13 protein-coding genes are annotated in these 16,682 nt (G+C 55.9%); 4 read left to right on the forward strand and 9 right to left on the reverse strand.

The annotated features are described in order from the left end of the window. Window positions 1-2: 2 nt before the first annotated feature. The 3 genes from HMPREF1487_RS08205 (at window position 3) to HMPREF1487_RS08215 (ending at window position 3,964) form a co-directional block, all read left to right on the forward strand. Window positions 3-1,268 carry a hypothetical protein gene (locus HMPREF1487_RS08205; protein WP_010796166.1) on the forward strand — a complete coding sequence of 422 codons (1,266 nt, stop codon included), beginning with the start codon at window positions 3-5 and terminating at the stop codon, window positions 1,266-1,268. 60 nt (window positions 1,269-1,328) lie between these two features. Continuing rightward, a complete protein-coding gene (locus HMPREF1487_RS08210) occupies window positions 1,329-2,564 on the forward strand; it encodes a flippase (RefSeq protein WP_037029841.1) in 1,236 nt (411 codons plus the stop codon). 287 nt (window positions 2,565-2,851) lie between these two features. After that, window positions 2,852-3,964: a polysaccharide biosynthesis/export family protein gene (locus tag HMPREF1487_RS08215; RefSeq protein ID WP_010796168.1), complete on the forward strand. Its 1,113-nt coding sequence runs from the start codon at window positions 2,852-2,854 to the stop codon at window positions 3,962-3,964. 319 nt (window positions 3,965-4,283) lie between these two features. Here HMPREF1487_RS08215 and HMPREF1487_RS08220 read toward each other — a convergent pair whose 3' ends face one another. The 9 genes from HMPREF1487_RS08220 to glyA form a co-directional block, all read right to left on the reverse strand. Next, complete coding sequence (locus HMPREF1487_RS08220) at window positions 4,284-5,336, reverse strand: acyltransferase family protein (protein WP_010796169.1); 1,053 nt, start codon at window positions 5,334-5,336, stop codon at window positions 4,284-4,286. Between the two features lie 504 nt (window positions 5,337-5,840). Continuing rightward, window positions 5,841-6,137 carry a YciI family protein gene (locus HMPREF1487_RS08225; RefSeq protein WP_010796170.1) on the reverse strand — a complete coding sequence of 99 codons (297 nt, stop codon included), beginning with the start codon at window positions 6,135-6,137 and terminating at the stop codon, window positions 5,841-5,843. 105 nt (window positions 6,138-6,242) lie between these two features. Then, window positions 6,243-7,442, reverse strand: a complete 1,200-nt coding sequence (gene fdhA / locus HMPREF1487_RS08230) for a formaldehyde dehydrogenase, glutathione-independent (RefSeq protein WP_010796171.1) — start codon at window positions 7,440-7,442, stop codon at window positions 6,243-6,245. Window positions 7,443-7,808: 366 nt separating this feature from the next. Further along, window positions 7,809-8,666: a formyltetrahydrofolate deformylase gene (gene purU, locus HMPREF1487_RS08235; RefSeq protein ID WP_010796172.1), complete on the reverse strand. Its 858-nt coding sequence runs from the start codon at window positions 8,664-8,666 to the stop codon at window positions 7,809-7,811. 182 nt (window positions 8,667-8,848) lie between these two features. Beyond that, window positions 8,849-9,481, reverse strand: a complete 633-nt coding sequence (locus tag HMPREF1487_RS08240; RefSeq protein WP_010796173.1) for a sarcosine oxidase subunit gamma — start codon at window positions 9,479-9,481, stop codon at window positions 8,849-8,851. Further along, a complete protein-coding gene (locus HMPREF1487_RS08245; RefSeq protein ID WP_010796174.1) occupies window positions 9,474-12,491 on the reverse strand; it encodes a sarcosine oxidase subunit alpha in 3,018 nt (1,005 codons plus the stop codon). Before HMPREF1487_RS08245 ends, HMPREF1487_RS08240 begins: the two co-directional genes overlap by 8 nt. Next, window positions 12,488-12,811, reverse strand: coding sequence for a sarcosine oxidase subunit delta (locus HMPREF1487_RS08250; protein ID WP_010796175.1), 324 nt, complete (start codon window positions 12,809-12,811; stop codon window positions 12,488-12,490). Before HMPREF1487_RS08250 ends, HMPREF1487_RS08245 begins: the two co-directional genes overlap by 4 nt. 12 nt (window positions 12,812-12,823) lie before the next feature. Continuing rightward, the gene (locus HMPREF1487_RS08255) at window positions 12,824-14,074 is read right to left on the reverse strand and encodes a sarcosine oxidase subunit beta family protein (protein ID WP_010796176.1); all 1,251 of its coding nucleotides are present in this window, start codon (window positions 14,072-14,074) and stop codon (window positions 12,824-12,826) included. Window positions 14,075-14,198: 124 nt separating this feature from the next. Beyond that, window positions 14,199-15,452, reverse strand: a complete 1,254-nt coding sequence (gene glyA, locus HMPREF1487_RS08260; protein ID WP_010796177.1) for a serine hydroxymethyltransferase — start codon at window positions 15,450-15,452, stop codon at window positions 14,199-14,201. 348 nt (window positions 15,453-15,800) lie between these two features. Between glyA and HMPREF1487_RS08265 the strand changes: the two genes are divergently transcribed. After that, on the forward strand, window positions 15,801-16,679 hold the full coding sequence (locus HMPREF1487_RS08265) for a sugar phosphate isomerase/epimerase family protein (RefSeq protein ID WP_010796178.1): 879 nt from the start codon (window positions 15,801-15,803) through the stop codon (window positions 16,677-16,679). The last annotated feature ends 3 nt before the right edge of the window (window positions 16,680-16,682 follow it).

Below are 16,682 nucleotides of genomic sequence, written 5' to 3' on the forward strand. Positions count from 1 at the left end.
ATATGAGAGCAGTAAGCAAAAGCGGTGCCTACTTCATATTATTAATTTTCGTCTTCGTATTACATTTTGGTATTTTCGAAGAAACCCCCCATAACCCGATTGGCATCTTGTATGTCAGCGAGTTGTATCTGGTTATTTGTCTGGCGTTTACAGCCTTCTATGTACTGGCGTCCGTGGGAAAAGAGCAAAAGGATTTGAAAATCCTTTTAACTTATTGCGCCTACTCGTCGGTTATCTTCATTCTGCTGCCAGCGATTTTCTCGAATCTCTACTATGGGCAACCATTGATATACGGGATTATCGAAGAGCGTCGCATACTGTATTGCTTCACTTTTTCCGTCATGCTTTACCTCGCCCGGAACATGAGTGCTGCCCAATTTGAAAAGGCGTTCCTGTTTGTAGGTTTCATGGCGTGCATTCTGGCCTGGATGTTCAAGTTCTCTGTATTGCCGGACCTGCGGGACAAGGTGGCATCCTTCGACCGGCCAGACCGCTCCTCAATCGGTGCACTGGCACAGTGCCTGGCTTATTTCTATTGCATTCAGGTATGGAATAAAGGGATATCGCCCATTGATGGCTCGCCCAGGTCCAAGACGCCTTATATTGTGTTCGCCTGCTTCATTTTGCTGACTCTGGTCTTTGCAACACAAACGCGCCAGCTGATCTTCCTGTCCCTTTGCTTCACGCTGCTTTGCCTGAAGAGCAAGTCGGTTATCTGGATCGTGGTATCGGGTATTTTGATTTCTCCTCTCTACCTGTTCCCGGATCTGCTGAAAGAGCTGGGACTCAATCTTGACTTCTATGCCGAATCGCTGGAAAACGGTCCAACCGATAATGTCCGTGAACAAACCATCGGTTATATCTTCGGCCATTTGCATGCGAATAACTGGTTACCCAGTGGCTCCTTGTCCCTGATGTGGAACAATGGCTTTATCCCCCACTTTGGCGAGTACTTCTTCCTTTCCGACGTTGGGATATTCGGTACGCTGTTCAGATTCGGCTTCCTGGCCTTCCTGATCGTCCCACTGACCCTGTTCTGCTATTACTACTTCGCCAAGCGCTTACACAGGGATACCAGCTTCACCGTTACCGCCCTGCTGGCGTATATGGTGATCTGGCCGCTTCAGGGTATCTTCGAATATATGCAGGCAACGATTGCGTTCCTGCTTGTGATTCAGGCACTCAAGGCCTACCACCGAAACGTGGAAAGCCCAGCGCTGGATTCGTATGTTGAAGAACATCCACTGATGCAACCCAGCTTTAGATAGTCCCCTCCCCTGCATGTCTGTCCAACCAGGGCAGACATGCCTTCTGCAAAAGAGCCCTCCATGACAATGCTGAAAAACAGCACCTGGAATATTCTGGGTGTAGTCATTCCAAGCCTTATCGCACTCCCTACCATGGGTGTTCTTTCTCGAAAGTTAGGTATCGAGCAATTCGGCCTGTTTACACTGGCGTTTGCCATTGTCGGTTATGCCACCATTTTTGACGCAGGACTCACACGCGCCGTCATACGAGCCGTGGCCATGCACCATGGCAATGTCGAAAAGAATAAATCCGTTATCGCGACTGCTACTTATGCGGTGGTCGGTCTGAGCGTACTCGCGGTGCTCTTGTTATGGCTGGGCGCAGGAGAACTCGTTTCCCTGCTACACGTTTCGGCAGAAAACGTTGACGTTGCGGTGGCCGGCTTCAAGTGGCTAAGCCTTTCGATACCGCCCTTTCTACTCACCATGATCTGGTTTTCCTATCTGGAAGGAAACGAACGGTTTGCAGAATTCAACCTGTTACGCACCATCACCAACTCCATTCTGGCTGTTTCCCCCCTGGTAGCCGTGCTGGTCGATGGGTCTTTTACCGCGACGGCAATAGGGCTTGTCATCGCCCGCCTTATTTCGATGGCCGTGGCGTTCATTCCATGTTGGCGAGAATTTCCGCCGGGCTTTTACCGATTTGAAAAGAGCGTCTTCAAGGAACTCTTCGCGTTTGGCAGCTGGATGACTGTGAGCAATATCATCAGCCCTGTCATGGTCTATTTCGATCGTTTCATCCTGTCCAATATGGTCGGAGCCCAGCGCGTTTCCTTTTATACCGCGCCCTCTGAAGCCATCTCGCGCATGCTGATCATTCCCAATGCTGTCGCTCGGGTTATTTTCCCGCTTCTGAGCAAGCGCTCGGCGGATGCGACCGCTCAGGCCAATCGAGCGTTCTGGGCCCTGCTCGCCGCCTGTGTAGTCATGGTGCTACCTCTATTCATACTCGCCCCCATGGTCATGACTTTATGGATGGGACCGGAATATGGTCAGGAAGGCGCACAGGTGCTGCGTATTCTCCTGATTGGCTTCATCTTTAACGCGCTGGCACAGATTCCCTTTGCGAAAATCCAGGCGAAGGGCCATTCGAAGATCACCGCTTTTATCCATCTGGCTGAGCTTTTGCCTTATATAGGCTTGCTGGTCGTGTGCATACACCTGTTTTCTCTTCAGGGAGCTGCCATTGCCTGGTCGATCAGGGTGGCTGTTGACTTCATTGCTCTGGAAGTTATGTCACGAAAAATCAGCTAGTGGCTTATTGACATATAACGTCAGGATAAAGCCAAAAATTGGATCGATTTACTTTTAAAAAGAGTGTTTCCGCAAAAGTGAACTAATTTTTTAAGCTTCTGTCACAGCCTGCGCTGATATGTATGGTTTGGTTGGATACGGAGCTGTTACGAATTATCCAGCGCCAGGCGCGCCACAGGCCTACATGATTCATAAAGTTTCTTATGCCCAAACACGTTCTGACGCTTATAAATCGATCGATACGAAGTTTTTAAAAACTTTTTTACAGCGATCAAGGAAGAAAATAGATGAAACGTACCTTTACCCTTGCACTACTTTCCACCCTGCTTCTGCAGGGCTGCGTATGGTCTCCAGGCCAATACCTGCACCGGGACGATTTGAAGACCAACGGCTCCATTGAGGGGACAAAGGTTGAGCTGATTCCTATCACATCGGCTTATTTGAAAAGTCATGACTCCGTTAACCCGACTGCAGACACTGGGAACTGGCAGGAACTGCTCAAGTATCATCCAGCGGCTTATCGTGTAGGCAAGGCGGACCTGCTGTATATCACTGTATGGGATCACCCCGAGCTAACCGCTCCTTCTGGTGCCCAACAGCAGATCGAGGCGAACGGTCGACTGGTACGTCCTGACGGTACTATTTTCTATCCGTACGTTGGCACCCTGACAGCAGAAGGCAAGACGCTTGAGGAGATCCGTAAGGTCATCTCGACTCGTCTGGCGACCTTTATCGACAATCCTCAGGTCGACGTGAGCGTCCTGCGCTTTGGCAGTCAGAAAGTCACCCTGTCAGGTGCCTTTACCAAGGGCGACTCCATTCCGCTGACAACTGTGCCGATGACTTTGGTCGAAGCATTGGGTCAGGCGAACGTTGACACCCAGACAGCTGACCTGAGCGGCCTGACCCTGGTACGTGACGGCAAGGAGTACCGCCTGGATGCCGACACCTTGAACCGTAAGGACTCCAAGCTGTACGGCGTATACCTCAAGGATGGCGATAGCATTCACCTACCCTACAACGATAACCGCAAGGTTTACGTGATGGGTGAAGTGAGAAGCCCACTGGCAGCCAACTTCAAGACTACCAGCCTGACGCTGATGGATGCGCTCGGCCAGGCAGGCGGCCTGAACCAGGAAACTGCCGATGCGGATGAAGTGTATGTAATCCGTGGTCCGGAGAATTTCAACTCTTCTCCAGCCGCGAAAGCTCAAGTGTTCCACCTGAGCGCTTCCTCACCAACCGCTTTCGTTCTGGCACAGCACTTTGCACTACAGCCGCAAGACGTTGTATTCGTAGGTCCTGCCGGAATCACCCGCTGGAACCGCTTCGTCAGTCAGCTGCTGGGCTCCTCGAACGTGCTTAGCTCCACTGCAAACGCCAACCAGAGCTTCAAGTAAGAGCTTTCTGGATGGTCAAAAAGCCCTTCGTTTGAAGGGCTTTTTTTATGCCTTAATAAATCCTTCGGAACCGCCTTACTGTTACTGTAGGCTCCCCTACAGGTATTAATGCTCAGGACAGGCTTAGCTGAATCTTCAATGCCGCGATATAGCCATAGCTGCTACACATGTACTTACAAGCAATAACTACCTGCAGCACTCAGCCGATACCAGGTCAAGTCAATACGCGACACTCTGCGAAGGGATCTTTATAACGAAGTTATTTGGCAGGCATAAAAAAGCCCAACGTTAGTGTTGGGCTTTTTGCTTATTACATGCCTTAACTAAGCGAGACTTTTTCCTGCAACTTCATTGCAGGCTTCTTCTTTGACTGTATACCAAAGAATGCCAGATTAAGCAGACTGAAACGACCGACTGCCTTCTTGAGGGCCACTGGCAGGATAAGCCCCAGAATCATACTGACTGTAAAGGTAATCCATACATCATGGATTGCCAGTTTGTTCAGTACGATACGGCTGCCCGCCGTTCCAAATACATGGAATAGGTAGATTTCGAAAGAGAAATACCCCAACCATGCCAACGGCTTGAAATAGACCCGGCGGGTGATGATCATGTAAATAGCAGTAATCCCCAGAGCCGTCCCTATGTAATCCATTCCACGATCACTAATGGAAAGTTGATTCCACAGATAGGCCTGATCAATGACAACCAATGCCGCCAGCACGACGCCAATCACTAGCTGTTTTGAAGCGGTATTCAACTGGTCGGAGAAGCGATAAAGCCCCAGCCCCAACAGGAAGAAGGGCAGCAATTGGATGGCCTTGTACAAGCAGAAGAAGTCCGGGAATACTTCGTAGTGCAAGGAGCCCACCAGGGCGATACACATGATGATCAGGTAATTCCTGAGAGAGGACAGCAGGCTGAACTTCTCCATCAGGGCAATCATGACAAAGATGCAGAAGATGGACTGCAGGAACCAGAAATGGGCATAACTGAAGAAATAGATACCGAACACATCGCTCCATTCCGGCTTCGTATTGGTGTTGGGCACCAACGCTTGCGAGATGAAGAAGAGCGTTGAGACAACGATCATCGGGATCAGAATCCGGCGAAACTTGCCCTGGTAGAAACGCGGCAGGGAGCTTGCGGAAGTAACGGGTCTCAAGGCATATACATACCCCGAGATGGCCGTGAAGAGCGGCATGCGAATGTAAACAAGCGAGTCGTAGAGATAACGGAGGAATGAGTCATCCGCGACTTTCATTCCCTGATCACCCGAACTGCCAATAACGTGACCGGCTACCATTAAAAATAGCGCCAACCCCCTGATCGTTTCGATCCTTAAATCTTTTTCGGGTTTGGTAGTGCTCATTAGGCGCCCTTCCTTAAATCAATACATATGATATCGCTCGGATATCGACCACTATTAATCTACTGACCTGAGAGGATAGGCCACAGAAAGCCCTCCATTTTTATATTCACTCAATACTTGGCTTGTATTTGAACTGAATCACTTTCTAACTGCCATATGCTGACCGATGTACAGCGTTTAAGCTCGGAAGGATGCAGTAGTTTTCAATTAATATTGCGTCTCTTCATTGAAAACCTGTGAAATAGAGCTCGCCAAGTCGCTCAATTATCTTTTGTATCTGCCAGTGTCAAACTAAGCGACATATCGATATCGTATTGATATCAGACTTCAGCGAACTCAAGCAGGATAAGGACAGATCAATACCCTTATTGTTCGGGTTTATATATTTTTTTTGAGTGAAACTCATTACAAATAGATAAACGGGACTGTTTTGATGGCGGGCGTATCTGCAACGGTCCGCATTTTAGCCGCATGCCGTGACAGATACGCTATGAGCATTATGCGTTAGACGAACGCCTTACCGTCCAGGACTGCTTTACGCCACCGCACGATATTGACCTTTTCTGGCAGGCCAACCTGGCTGAAGGGATCCTGTGCCAAAAAGGCCTCGGCTTCTTCGCGGGTTTCGACATCCACGATATAGATACTTCCGCTGGCGTTTGCCCCTTCGTCGTCAAGCTTGGCTCCACAGGCGAGCAGCTTGCTGGCATTTTCACGGAGGAAATCCAGATGGGCAGGACGGTTGTCCTGGCGCAGCTGGGTAGTGTTGGGCTTGTCCCAGGTTTCGATCAAAAAAGGCATGGCGTTTTCCTTGGTTGATAGCGTCTCCCTAGCATACCTGTATGACCAGGCCCTGGGTAAAGCGTATCGATCAAGGAGGCATGTCCTTATGCCTCGCCAACCGCGTTATGCCGCGCGGAACAAAGCGTGCGGATCAATCACAAACTTCTTGGGTACGCCCGCATCAAATTCGCTATAGCCCTTGGGTGCATCATCCAGGGTAATAACGTCGACACCTACAATGTCAGCAATCTTAATGCGGTCCCACATGATGGCTTGCATCAGCTGTCGGTTGTACTTCATGACAGGCGTTTGCCCGGTATGGAAGCTATGAGATTTAGCCCAGCCGAGGCCGAAGCGAATACTCAGGCTACCCTGCTTGGCTGCCTGGTCCGCAGCACCAGGATCTTCCGTCACGTAGAGGCCAGGAATACCGATCTTGCCGGCGACACGTGTAACACCCATCAGTGAGTTAAGGACTGTGGCAGGTGCTTCGTGCTGTGATCCGGAGTGACCATGGCCGCGGGCTTCGAAGCCGACCGCATCCACGGCGCAATCCACCTCCGGCTCGCCTAGAAGTGCCGCAATTTGTTCATGTAGGGGCGTGTCTTGGGACAAGTCAGCAATTTCAAACCCTTGTGCTTTGGCATGAGCCAGACGTACCGGATTGACGTCACCCACGATGACGACCGCAGCGCCCAACAGGCGCGCTGAAGCAGCGGCGGCTAGGCCGACAGGACCTGCGCCGGCGATATAAACGGTACTACCCGGTCCGACGCCCGCCGTGACGGCTCCGTGGTAGCCGGTGGGCAGAATGTCCGAAAGGCAGGTCAGGTCGCGGATCTTTTCCATGGCCCGATCCCGGTCAGGCAGCTTGAGCAGGTTGAAATCGGCATAGGGCACCATGACATATTCCGCCTGGCCACCGACCCATCCACCCATGTCAACGTAGCCATAGGCGCCGCCAGCGCGGGAGGGATTTACCGACAGGCAGACGCCGGTGTGTTGCTCTTTGCAGGTACGGCAGCGGCCACAGGCTACGTTGAAGGGGACGGAGACCAGATCCCCTACCTTGAGGTTTTCCACCCCTTTGCCCGCCTCGATGACTTCTCCAGTGATTTCATGGCCCAGTACGAGACCCTCGGGGGCTGTAGTACGGCCACGCACCATGTGCTGGTCGGAGCCACAGATGTTGGTGGAGACGACTCGCAGGATCACACCGTGGTCGATTTGACGTCCCTGGGGCGTTTCCATTTTGGGGAAGGGAATGTTCTGTACTTCGACTTTTCCAGCGCCCAGGTAGACGACGCCTCGATTGCCTGACATACGCGTTTCCTCTTGTTGTTTTAGTAAGCCCATGAGTGGGCGGTGGTTCATGAAAAGCAGTAAAACATTGAATCCGATGAGGTAGCGCTGCGCTTGAACCCTCCTGCGATGGGTATGTTGAGCGTAGAAAGCACGAGCCGAACGTCAATCAAAGCGTGCGATGAGCGCACAAAAGTGGCAGGTTCTACTTTTATAATGGTTATCGGTTGGACTGGATTTGATGGGTATCCCGTTGCTCAACCCTCCTACAGGCCACGCTCCATTGCATTATCCGGCGAGCCTTGATTCATTGCGCTGCCAGAGCCCTCTAGAAGGCTCAACCTATCCTTTCGAGAAAAGCTTTCGTAGTGACATGGAGGGTGGCGGTTACAGCACCACCGTCCGGTTGGCATTCAGGAAAACACGGCGCTCCAGGTGATACCCCACAGCTCGAGCCAGGGTCAGGCATTCGATGTCTCGGCCCTTGGCGACAAGGTCTTCCGGGTAATACGCATGATCCACGCTCTCTACCCCTTGGGCGATGATCGGCCCTTCGTCGAGGTCATTATTGACGTAATGGGCAGTGGCACCGACCAGCTTTACCCCCTTCTGATAGGCCTGATGGTAAGGCTTGGCGCCCTTGAAGCCTGGCAATAGGGAGTGATGGATGTTAATTGCCCAGCCATCGAGACGACGGCACAACTCGGGCGAAAGAACCTGCATGTAGCGTGCAAGCACGACCAATTCCGCCTGGGTATCCTGCAGCACCTGCCAGACGCGGGCTTCCTGGGCAGGTTTGTCGTGGGGGTCCAGCGGAAAGTGGTGATAGGGAATGCCATGCCAGCGGGCCAGGGGTTCAAGGTCCGGGTGATTGGAAATCACTGCGACCACATCCATCGGTAATTGGCCGATGCGCTGGCGATAGAGCAAGTCGTTCAGGCAATGATCGGCTTTAGAGACCATGATCACCACCTTTGGGCGGTAGCCTGGCGCGGTCAGCTCCATTTGCATGTCGAACGGTCCCAAGGCATCGGCAAGACCGGCACGAAAAGCAGTCTCGTCGAAGGCAGTCGGCGCCTTGAACTCCACGCGGATAAAAAAGCGCGCCGCCAGTCGGTCATCAAAGGAGTGATGCTCGGTGACGTAGCACTGCTGCTCGAACAAAAAGCGGGTCACGACGTCCACGGTCCCCAGTCGGCTTGGGCTCTGGGCAGTGAGAATCCAGGTATCAGGGGTGCGGCTCATGGATAGCTACCGAATAGGTTGGATGTTGTGGGTTGAATGACCTGGGGCCAGGGACACAGGTATCGCTGCGCCCCACGCACCTTACTGATCAAATGTATACGTTTAACCTGTGGTATCCAGCCAAATGGTTAGTTCGCAGAAGGATGGGATCGATACGCACAACCCATCCTGTCCGTACGCTGTCAGTTGGCGATGGCCAATCCGTATTCGGCGCTGGCGTCTTGCAACCAGAGCCAGATGTAGTCGGCAAAACTGCGGCGAACGACCAGTTCCCATGTCTCTTCACCGGTGTGACGGATAACCAGCTGGGATTTGGCAAATACCGTCCCGACCGCCTTGCCTACCGGAAATTGACTGGGGTGGACATCGTAGGATGTGGACTTCATCAGGACGTTGCGTACATTCGGTCCTGTCAGCTCATACAGGGTCTGGCCACCGCTGACATTGACGATGGAAATATGCCGATCGCCGATCGCCTCACGCAGGCTCAGTTCGGTGGAGTACTCCTCGCCCTGCGGAACGATCAGGAGCCACTCATCCGGCCCCAGCCATTGCAGGGAGGTTTCACCTTTCACAGTCAAGCCCAGGGCGGCGGGCAACTCCAAACCCAGTACGGATTCGACCGCACCGGTAAAGCCGGTATCGCTGGCCTCTCCTCGCAGGACCAAATGGCCCCGCAGCTTTTTCTCGCGCAAGGTCACACCCGCGCTGCCGACGCTCCGGCCCGCCAGCTTGTCGAGCTCAGCATGGAACAAGGAGGATTCGGCGCGTGCAGGTCCGGCGGGACGCTGCTGATAAACGTTCACGTTAGACATGCTGACGCTCCCCTTTCGGATCATAGAACACGGAAGAAACGATTTCGGCTTCGACGAACGTGCCATCCCTGAGCGCGGCATAAACCTTTTGTCCCATCTTGCCCAAGCCACCCCTTACAACGGCCAAGGCGAAGCCAAAGCCCATCGAGGCGCTGTAATAACTGGATGTGACGTGCCCCACCATGGTCATTGGAATCGGCTGCTGAGTGTTGAACACCAGCTGTGCACCTTCCGGTAGAACCGCCTTGGGATTGGCCGGCTTGAGGCCCACCAACTGCTTGCGGTCTGCTTTAAGACAATCCTGCCGGTTCATACCGCGTTTGCCGATAAAGGAGAACGGCTTGTTCATGCTGACGGCCCAGCCCATGCCCAAGTCCTGTGGGGTGACGGAGCCATCGGTATCCTGACCCACGATGATGAACCCCTTCTCGGCCCGCAGTACGTGCATGGTTTCGGTACCGTAGGGCGTTAGGCCGTACTTCTTGCCAGCCTCTATCAGCTGCTCCCATACGCCCATCGCATAATCGGCCTGGACGTTAATTTCGTAGGACAGCTCGCCGGTAAAGGAGATGCGGAACACCCGAGCCGGTACGCCGCCCACGGTGCCTTCCTTCCAGCTCATGAAGGGGAACGCATCCTTGTCCAGATCGATGTCGGTCAGCTCGGCGAGCAGGTTACGGCTTTCCGGACCAGACAGGGTCATGGTCGCCCAATGGTCGGTTACCGAGGTGAAATACACCTTGAGGTCCGGCCATTCGGTCTGATGGTAGAGTTCCAGCCACTCAAGGATACGCGCGGCGCCACCGGTCGTGGTGGTCATCAGGAAATGATTGTCGGCCAGGCAGGCCGTGACGCCATCGTCCATGACCATGCCGTCTTCCTTGCACATCAGGCCGTAACGGGCCTTACCGACCTCCAGCTTGGTCCAGGCATTGGTATAGACGCGATTGAGAAACTCACGGGCGTCCGGGCCCTGAATATCGATCTTGCCGAGGGTCGAGGCATCAAGGATGCCGACTTTCTCGCGTACGGCCTTGCACTCGCGGGCCACGGCGGCATGCAGGTCCTCTCCGGCCTTGGGGAAGTACCAGGGGCGCTTCCACTGACCGACATCTTCAAACAAGGCACCCTGCTTGACGTGCCAGCCATGAAGCGCGGTGAAACGTACCGGCTCCATGAGATGGCCGCAGTGGCGACCGGCGACGGCACCGAACGTGACCGGTGTGTAGTTAGGGCGAAACATGGTGGTGCCGACTTCGGGAATCGCCTTGTTTTGCACACGCGCGGCGATGGCAAGGCCGTTGATATTGCCCAGCTTGCCCTGGTCGGTGCCAAAGCCCAGGGCGGTGTAGCGCTTGACATGCTCGATGGACTCGAAACCCTCACGGCACGCCAGCTCGATACCCGCTGCCGTCACATCGTTTTGCAGATCGACGAACTGCTTGGGTGCGCGGGCCGTGGATTTTTCGTGAGGCACCTGGAAAAGCGCCAGCGAAGGCTCTTCGAAGCGGTGCTCCGCCCGGGGCACTTCGCCGGCTACCGGCTTCAAACCCGCCTCGCCAGCAGCCGTGGCGCCCGCTTCAAAGCCATCGGCCAGCACATCGCCCAGGGCGAACACGCCGTTCACGGCGCCAGCACAGACGCGCTTTTGCGGAGCCGGGCCCGGTACGAACGCCTGGATATCCTCACGCCACAAGGGACGCCCGCCCAAGTGGGATGCCAGGTGCACCACAGGGCTGTAACCACCGGATGTGGCGATCAGGTCGCAGCTCAGCCACTCGCCGGGACTGGTAGTACGGAACCCCTTGATGTCGATGGCGACGACACGCGCGCCGGTCACCCGCGTTGAGCCACGGGCTTCGGTAACCGCTGCGCCGGTCAAGACGCGAATCCCCTTCGCCCTCGCCTCTTCAACCCAGGCCCCACGCGGATTTTGACGTGCGTCGGCGATGGCAACGACTTCACGCCCTGCTTCCAGCCAGTCCAGCGCGACACGGTAGGCATAATCATTGTTGGTGGACAGCACCAGTTTTTGACCCGGCGCGACGCCATAGCGACGTACATACGTGGAGACAGCACCCGCCACCAGGTTTCCAGGCAGGTCGTTGTTAGCGTATACCAACGGACGCTCATGGGCACCACTCGCCAGAACGACACGCTTGGCGCGGACACGGTGCACTCGGTGGCGCACCTGTCCCATTGGGGCCTTTTCGCCCAGATGATCGGTGAGACGCTGGTGGATGGTCAGAAAATTGTGGTCGTGATAGCCGTTGACGGTCGCCCGAGACAGCAGGGTCACGTCGGGAGTGGCTTCCAGCTCCGCGATGGCCTTGGCAACCCATTCGGCGGCGGGCTGGCCATCCAATAGCTCACGTGTGTCGAGCAGGCTGCCGCCAAACTCTTCCTGCTCGTCAGCCAGGATGACACGCGCCCCACTGCGGGCAGCCGCCAGGGCGGCAGCCAGACCAGCCGGTCCGGCACCTACCACCAGCACATCGCAGTGCTGGTTCATGTGGTCGTAGCTGTCCGGGTCGACTTCGGTCGGCACGCGACCCAGCCCCGCCGCCTTGCGGATGTACTTCTCATACGTCAGCCACAGGTTTTGCGGATACATGAACGTCTTGTAGTAGAAGCCGGGCGGCATCATCTTGCCGCCGACCTTGCCAAGAATGCCCATCAGGTCATTGTTCACGCTCGGCCAACCGTTGGTGCTGGCGGCTACAAGCTCTGCGTAGAGGGGCTGTTGGGTAGCACGCACGTTGGGAATCTGCGTGGCCTCGGTGGAGCCGATCTGCATGATGGCATTGGGCTCTTCAGCCCCAGCGGCCACGATGCCGCGCGGGCGGGAATATTTGAAGCTGCGCCCGATGACATCGACACCATTGGCCAGCAGCGCCGACGCCAGCGTATCGCCGACAAAGCCCTGGTAGCGCTGACCATTGAAGGTAAAGGTCAACGGCTGACGGCGATCGATCCGACCACCGTGGGTAAGGCGATTGACCTGACTCATACGGTTTCTCCTTCGATAGCCTTGGCCACTACGACCGGCTTGCCGTTTACCTGCGGTTGCTCGCCAATCTTGTACGTTTCGAGAATTTCGTAGGTTTCCGTATTGCGGGTCACGTTGAAATAGTGACGGCACCCGGTGGCATGGACCCACAGTTCATGGTGGATGCCCCGCGGGTTATCGCGAAAGAACATGTAGTCGCCCCACTCCGCATCGGTGCAGTTGTCCGGGTCCAGCGGGCGCGGGATATGCGCCTGGCCTGCCGCATGAAATTCCTCTTCGGAGCGCAGTTCCCCACAATGAGGGCAATGGATGTGCAACATGATCAGGGCTCCTTAGTGCGCGACAGCCGCCGCGCCATGCTCGTCGATGAGCGCGCCGGTATGGAAACGGTCGATGGAGAACGGAACCGCCAATGGGTGCATTTCCCCTTTGGCGAGCGAAGCAGCGAAGACGTTGCCGGAGCCGGGAGTGGCCTTGAACCCACCAGTGCCCCAGCCGCAATTGAAAAACAGGTTTTCTACCGGTGTCTTGGAAATGATTGGACAGGCATCAGGCGTGGTATCGACGATGCCGCCCCACTGGCGATTCATCCGTACGCGGGAGAGAATCGGAAACATCTCGACGATGGCTTGCAGAGTGTGCTCGATGACCGGGTACGAGCCGCGCTGACCATAGCCGACATAGCTATCGATACCGGCACCGATCACCAGATCGCCTTTGTCCGACTGGCTGATATAGCCATGCACTGCATTGGACATGATCACACTGTCGATCACCGGCTTGAGCGGCTCGGACACCAGCGCTTGCAAGGGGTGGGATTCCACCGGCAAGCGAAAACCGGCCAGCTTGGCCATATGACCCGAATTACCGGCCGTCACGACACCGACGCGCCGGGCCCCAATGAAGCCCTTGTTGGTCTCGACGCCAACGACTGCGCCATTTTCCTTACGGAAGCCAACGACCTCGGTGTTTTGAATCAGGTCCACGCCCAGCGCATCGGCTGCACGGGCGAAACCCCAGGCTACCGCATCGTGGCGGGCTACCCCGCCCCGGCGTTGTACCGTCGCGCCCATGATCGGATAACGAGTGCTCTTGCTACAGTCGAGGTAAGGCACCTCTTCGGCCACCTGCCTGGCGTCGAGCAGTTCGCCGTCTACGCCATTCAGGCGGTTGGCACTGACGCGGCGCTCGGCTTCGCGCATGTCCTGCAACGTATGGCACAGGTTGTAGACGCCGCGCTGCGAAAACATGACGTTATAGTTCAGGTCCTGCGAGAGCCCTTCCCATAGCTTCATCGCATGCTCATACAAGTGAGCCGATTCATCCCACAGGTAGTTGGACCGTACGATGGTGGTGTTGCGCGCCGTATTGCCACCGCCCAGCCAGCCTTTTTCGATGACCGCGACGTTTTTGACGCCATGCTCCTTGGCCAGATAATAGGCCGTTGCCAGACCATGACCACCGCCGCCCACGACAATTACGTCATACACCGGCTTGGGGGTTGGCGTGCGCCACATGCGCTGCCAGTTTTCATGATGGCTTAGGGAATGCTTGAAAAGGCCGAAACCGGAATAGCGCTGCATCTGTTTGACTCCTGAACCTGTCCCCACGCATGAATAAGGATTTTCGTAGGGTGGCCTATGACTAGCTGACTCAATCGAACAGGGGTGGGTTACGCGCCTGCCAACCCACCTTATGAAGGGCTAATTAGCGGTAGACGGGATAATCTGCGCAGAGCCCGGCCACACGTTCGGCCACATGCGCCTCCACATCGGCATCGCCCAAGTGATCGAGGATGTCGCAGATCCACCCGGCCAGCTCCTGGCACTGGGCCACGCCCAGGCCACGCGTGGTCACAGCCGGAGTGCCGATTCGCAGGCCGGAGGTCACAAAGGGCGACTGAGGATCATTGGGCACGGCGTTCTTGTTGACCGTGATACCGGCGCGCCCCAGGGCGGCGTCGGCATCCTTGCCAGTAATGCCCTGTTTGATCAGGCTGACCAGGAACAAATGGTTGTCCGTCCCGCCGGAGACCACGTCGTAGCCGCGCTTGATGAACACCGCAGCCATGGCCTGGGCGTTGTGGATGACCTGCTGCTGATAAGTCTTGAAGCCGGGTTCCAGGGCCTCCTTGAAACACACCGCCTTGGCTGCAATCACGTGCATCAGGGGGCCGCCCTGGCCCCCCGGGAAGACGGCGGAATTGAGCTTTTTCTCCAATTCCTCGTTGGCCTTCGCCAGAATCAGCCCACCGCGGGGGCCACGCAGGGTCTTGTGGGTGGTGGTGGTGACCACATCGGCAAACGGAAGGGGATTGGGATACAGGCCTGCAGCAACCAGCCCCGCCACATGAGCCATGTCGACGAACAGATAGGCACCGACTTTGTCGGCAATCTCACGGAAGCGCGGGAAGTCGAGCGTTTTCGAATAGGCCGAAAAACCCGCAATGATCATTTTCGGCTGATGTTCTACGGCCAACCGCTCGACCTCGTCATAGTCGATCAGGCCCGTTGCGGGATTCAGCCCATATTGCACCGCGTTGTAGAGCTTGCCGGAAAAGCTGACCTTGGCACCATGGGTCAGATGTCCTCCATGAGCCAGACTCATGCCCAGCACTGTGTCACCTGCTTGCAGCAAAGCCAGGAAGACCGCCGCGTTGGCCTGGGAGCCAGAGTGCGGCTGAACGTTGGCGTAGTCAGCACCAAAGAGCTGCTTGGCCCGCTCGATGGCCAACTGCTCGACCTTATCGACGAACTCGCAACCGCCGTAGTAGCGCTTGCCCGGATAGCCTTCGGCATACTTGTTGGTCAACCCGCTGCCCTGCGCCTCCATTACCCGTTGGCTGGTGTAGTTCTCCGAGGCGATCAATTCGAGGTGAGCTTCCTGGCGACGCTCCTCTTCGCTCATCGCAGCGAACAAGGCGTCGTCGTAACCCTGGATGCGGTCTTGCTTGGTAAACATCGCGTCTCTCCTGCAGCGCAGCGGAAGGCCGGCATGGCCGTCAATGGGCTGATCCTTGAGAGCGATGGTAGGACCGAGGCTGCGCATCAGAATGCCTGTTCACGCCACAAGGCGGTGCGTTTGCGACATCGCCCTCGCATCCATGCGCCAGACGAGTCGGCTGCATCGAACAGGCCGTCGATCACAGGTGCACAGGTAGGCATACATAAGAATGGCGCCATTGGTCTCTTGTCGCCTGTGAGTCAGGAACCCCGACATGCCCTTACGGCTCACACCAGAACGGTGCCGGTCTGGCTAAAACCCTTATGCCAGAGCGGATGCATTTATCCTGTGATCGTGTGAGGCCTTATGACCACACCCCGCTTCGCCATCAGTCAACTCACCACCACACCCTGGCCACTCACACGTGACCTGGAGCTGTTTGCCCATCTCAACGCCGACATCGAGCTGGCGGAAATGAAGTTCGACAAGGACGCCGGCAAGCTCGCCGAACAATTCGCTCAGTTGAATGCGCATGGATTAAGGCCCGTCTCGCTGCAGCCTGAAGTCCGTACGATTTATCCGGCGACCAGTGCACTCGAACCGGCTGATCCTGCTGAGCGTACGGCCCTGATCAAGGCTACGATCGATCGCTTCGCTCCTTTTTGCACAGGCATTCCGGTCATTACTAATACCGGCGCGCTCGGCCAGAGCGGCAACGAGGCGGAAGTCTGGGAGGGCTGCATAAAGCACTATCGCGAACTGGCCGATCACGCCGCGGACCAAGGGTTGAGCATTGCCATCGAGCCGCTCAGCCCGCCCATGATGAGCCGCGACAGCATTCTCTACACCTTCATGCAAGGGTATGAGCTGGTGCAGGCGGTGGCACGAGAGAATGTGGGGCTGTGCCTGGACCTGTATAACAGCTGGCAGGATGCAGACCTCTCCAACGCCATTCGACTGGCGGGTGACCGGATTTTTCTGACCCAGCTTTCCGACTGGCAGCGCCCGCGGTCCTATTTTGATCGTCGTTCCCTGGGCGATGGCATCATTCCGGTCAATCGCCTGCTCGCTGCCGTGAATGAAACCGGCTACGACGGGCCCTACGTTCTGGAAATTTTCTCGTCTGATGTACCCGGCGCGCTCTGGGAGGACGATGACGCGCTTGAGCAGGCCATTCTTCGCAGCAAGGCCCGCTTCGAAGAAGCCTGGGCCACAGGAGATGCGTTGGCTAATCTGGGCATCTAGGAA

The sequence above is a fragment of the Pseudomonas sp. HPB0071 genome, from assembly GCF_000478505.2.
Classification (GTDB): Bacteria; Pseudomonadota; Gammaproteobacteria; order Pseudomonadales; family Pseudomonadaceae; genus Chryseomonas; species Chryseomonas luteola.

What these genes read in the sequence shown, in the direction of transcription:
- fdhA (WP_010796171.1), bottom strand. Translation starts at nt 7,442, where the DNA reads ATGTCAGGCAATCGAGGCGTCGTCTACCTGGGCGCTGGAAAAGTCGAA.
- HMPREF1487_RS08250 (WP_010796175.1), bottom strand. Translation starts at nt 12,811, where the DNA reads ATGTTGCACATCCATTGCCCTCATTGTGGGGAACTGCGCTCCGAAGAG.
- HMPREF1487_RS08210 (WP_037029841.1), top strand. Translation starts at nt 1,329, where the DNA reads ATGACAATGCTGAAAAACAGCACCTGGAATATTCTGGGTGTAGTCATT.
- purU (WP_010796172.1), bottom strand. Translation starts at nt 8,666, where the DNA reads ATGAGCCGCACCCCTGATACCTGGATTCTCACTGCCCAGAGCCCAAGC.
- HMPREF1487_RS08265 (WP_010796178.1), top strand. Translation starts at nt 15,801, where the DNA reads ATGACCACACCCCGCTTCGCCATCAGTCAACTCACCACCACACCCTGG.
- HMPREF1487_RS08255 (WP_010796176.1), bottom strand. Translation starts at nt 14,074, where the DNA reads ATGCAGCGCTATTCCGGTTTCGGCCTTTTCAAGCATTCCCTAAGCCAT.
- HMPREF1487_RS08240 (WP_010796173.1), bottom strand. Translation starts at nt 9,481, where the DNA reads ATGTCTAACGTGAACGTTTATCAGCAGCGTCCCGCCGGACCTGCACGC.
- glyA (WP_010796177.1), bottom strand. Translation starts at nt 15,452, where the DNA reads ATGTTTACCAAGCAAGACCGCATCCAGGGTTACGACGACGCCTTGTTC.
- HMPREF1487_RS08225 (WP_010796170.1), bottom strand. Translation starts at nt 6,137, where the DNA reads ATGCCTTTTTTGATCGAAACCTGGGACAAGCCCAACACTACCCAGCTG.
- HMPREF1487_RS08205 (WP_010796166.1), top strand. Translation starts at nt 3, where the DNA reads ATGAGAGCAGTAAGCAAAAGCGGTGCCTACTTCATATTATTAATTTTC.
- HMPREF1487_RS08215 (WP_010796168.1), top strand. Translation starts at nt 2,852, where the DNA reads ATGAAACGTACCTTTACCCTTGCACTACTTTCCACCCTGCTTCTGCAG.
- HMPREF1487_RS08245 (WP_010796174.1), bottom strand. Translation starts at nt 12,491, where the DNA reads ATGAGTCAGGTCAATCGCCTTACCCACGGTGGTCGGATCGATCGCCGT.
- HMPREF1487_RS08220 (WP_010796169.1), bottom strand. Translation starts at nt 5,336, where the DNA reads ATGAGCACTACCAAACCCGAAAAAGATTTAAGGATCGAAACGATCAGG.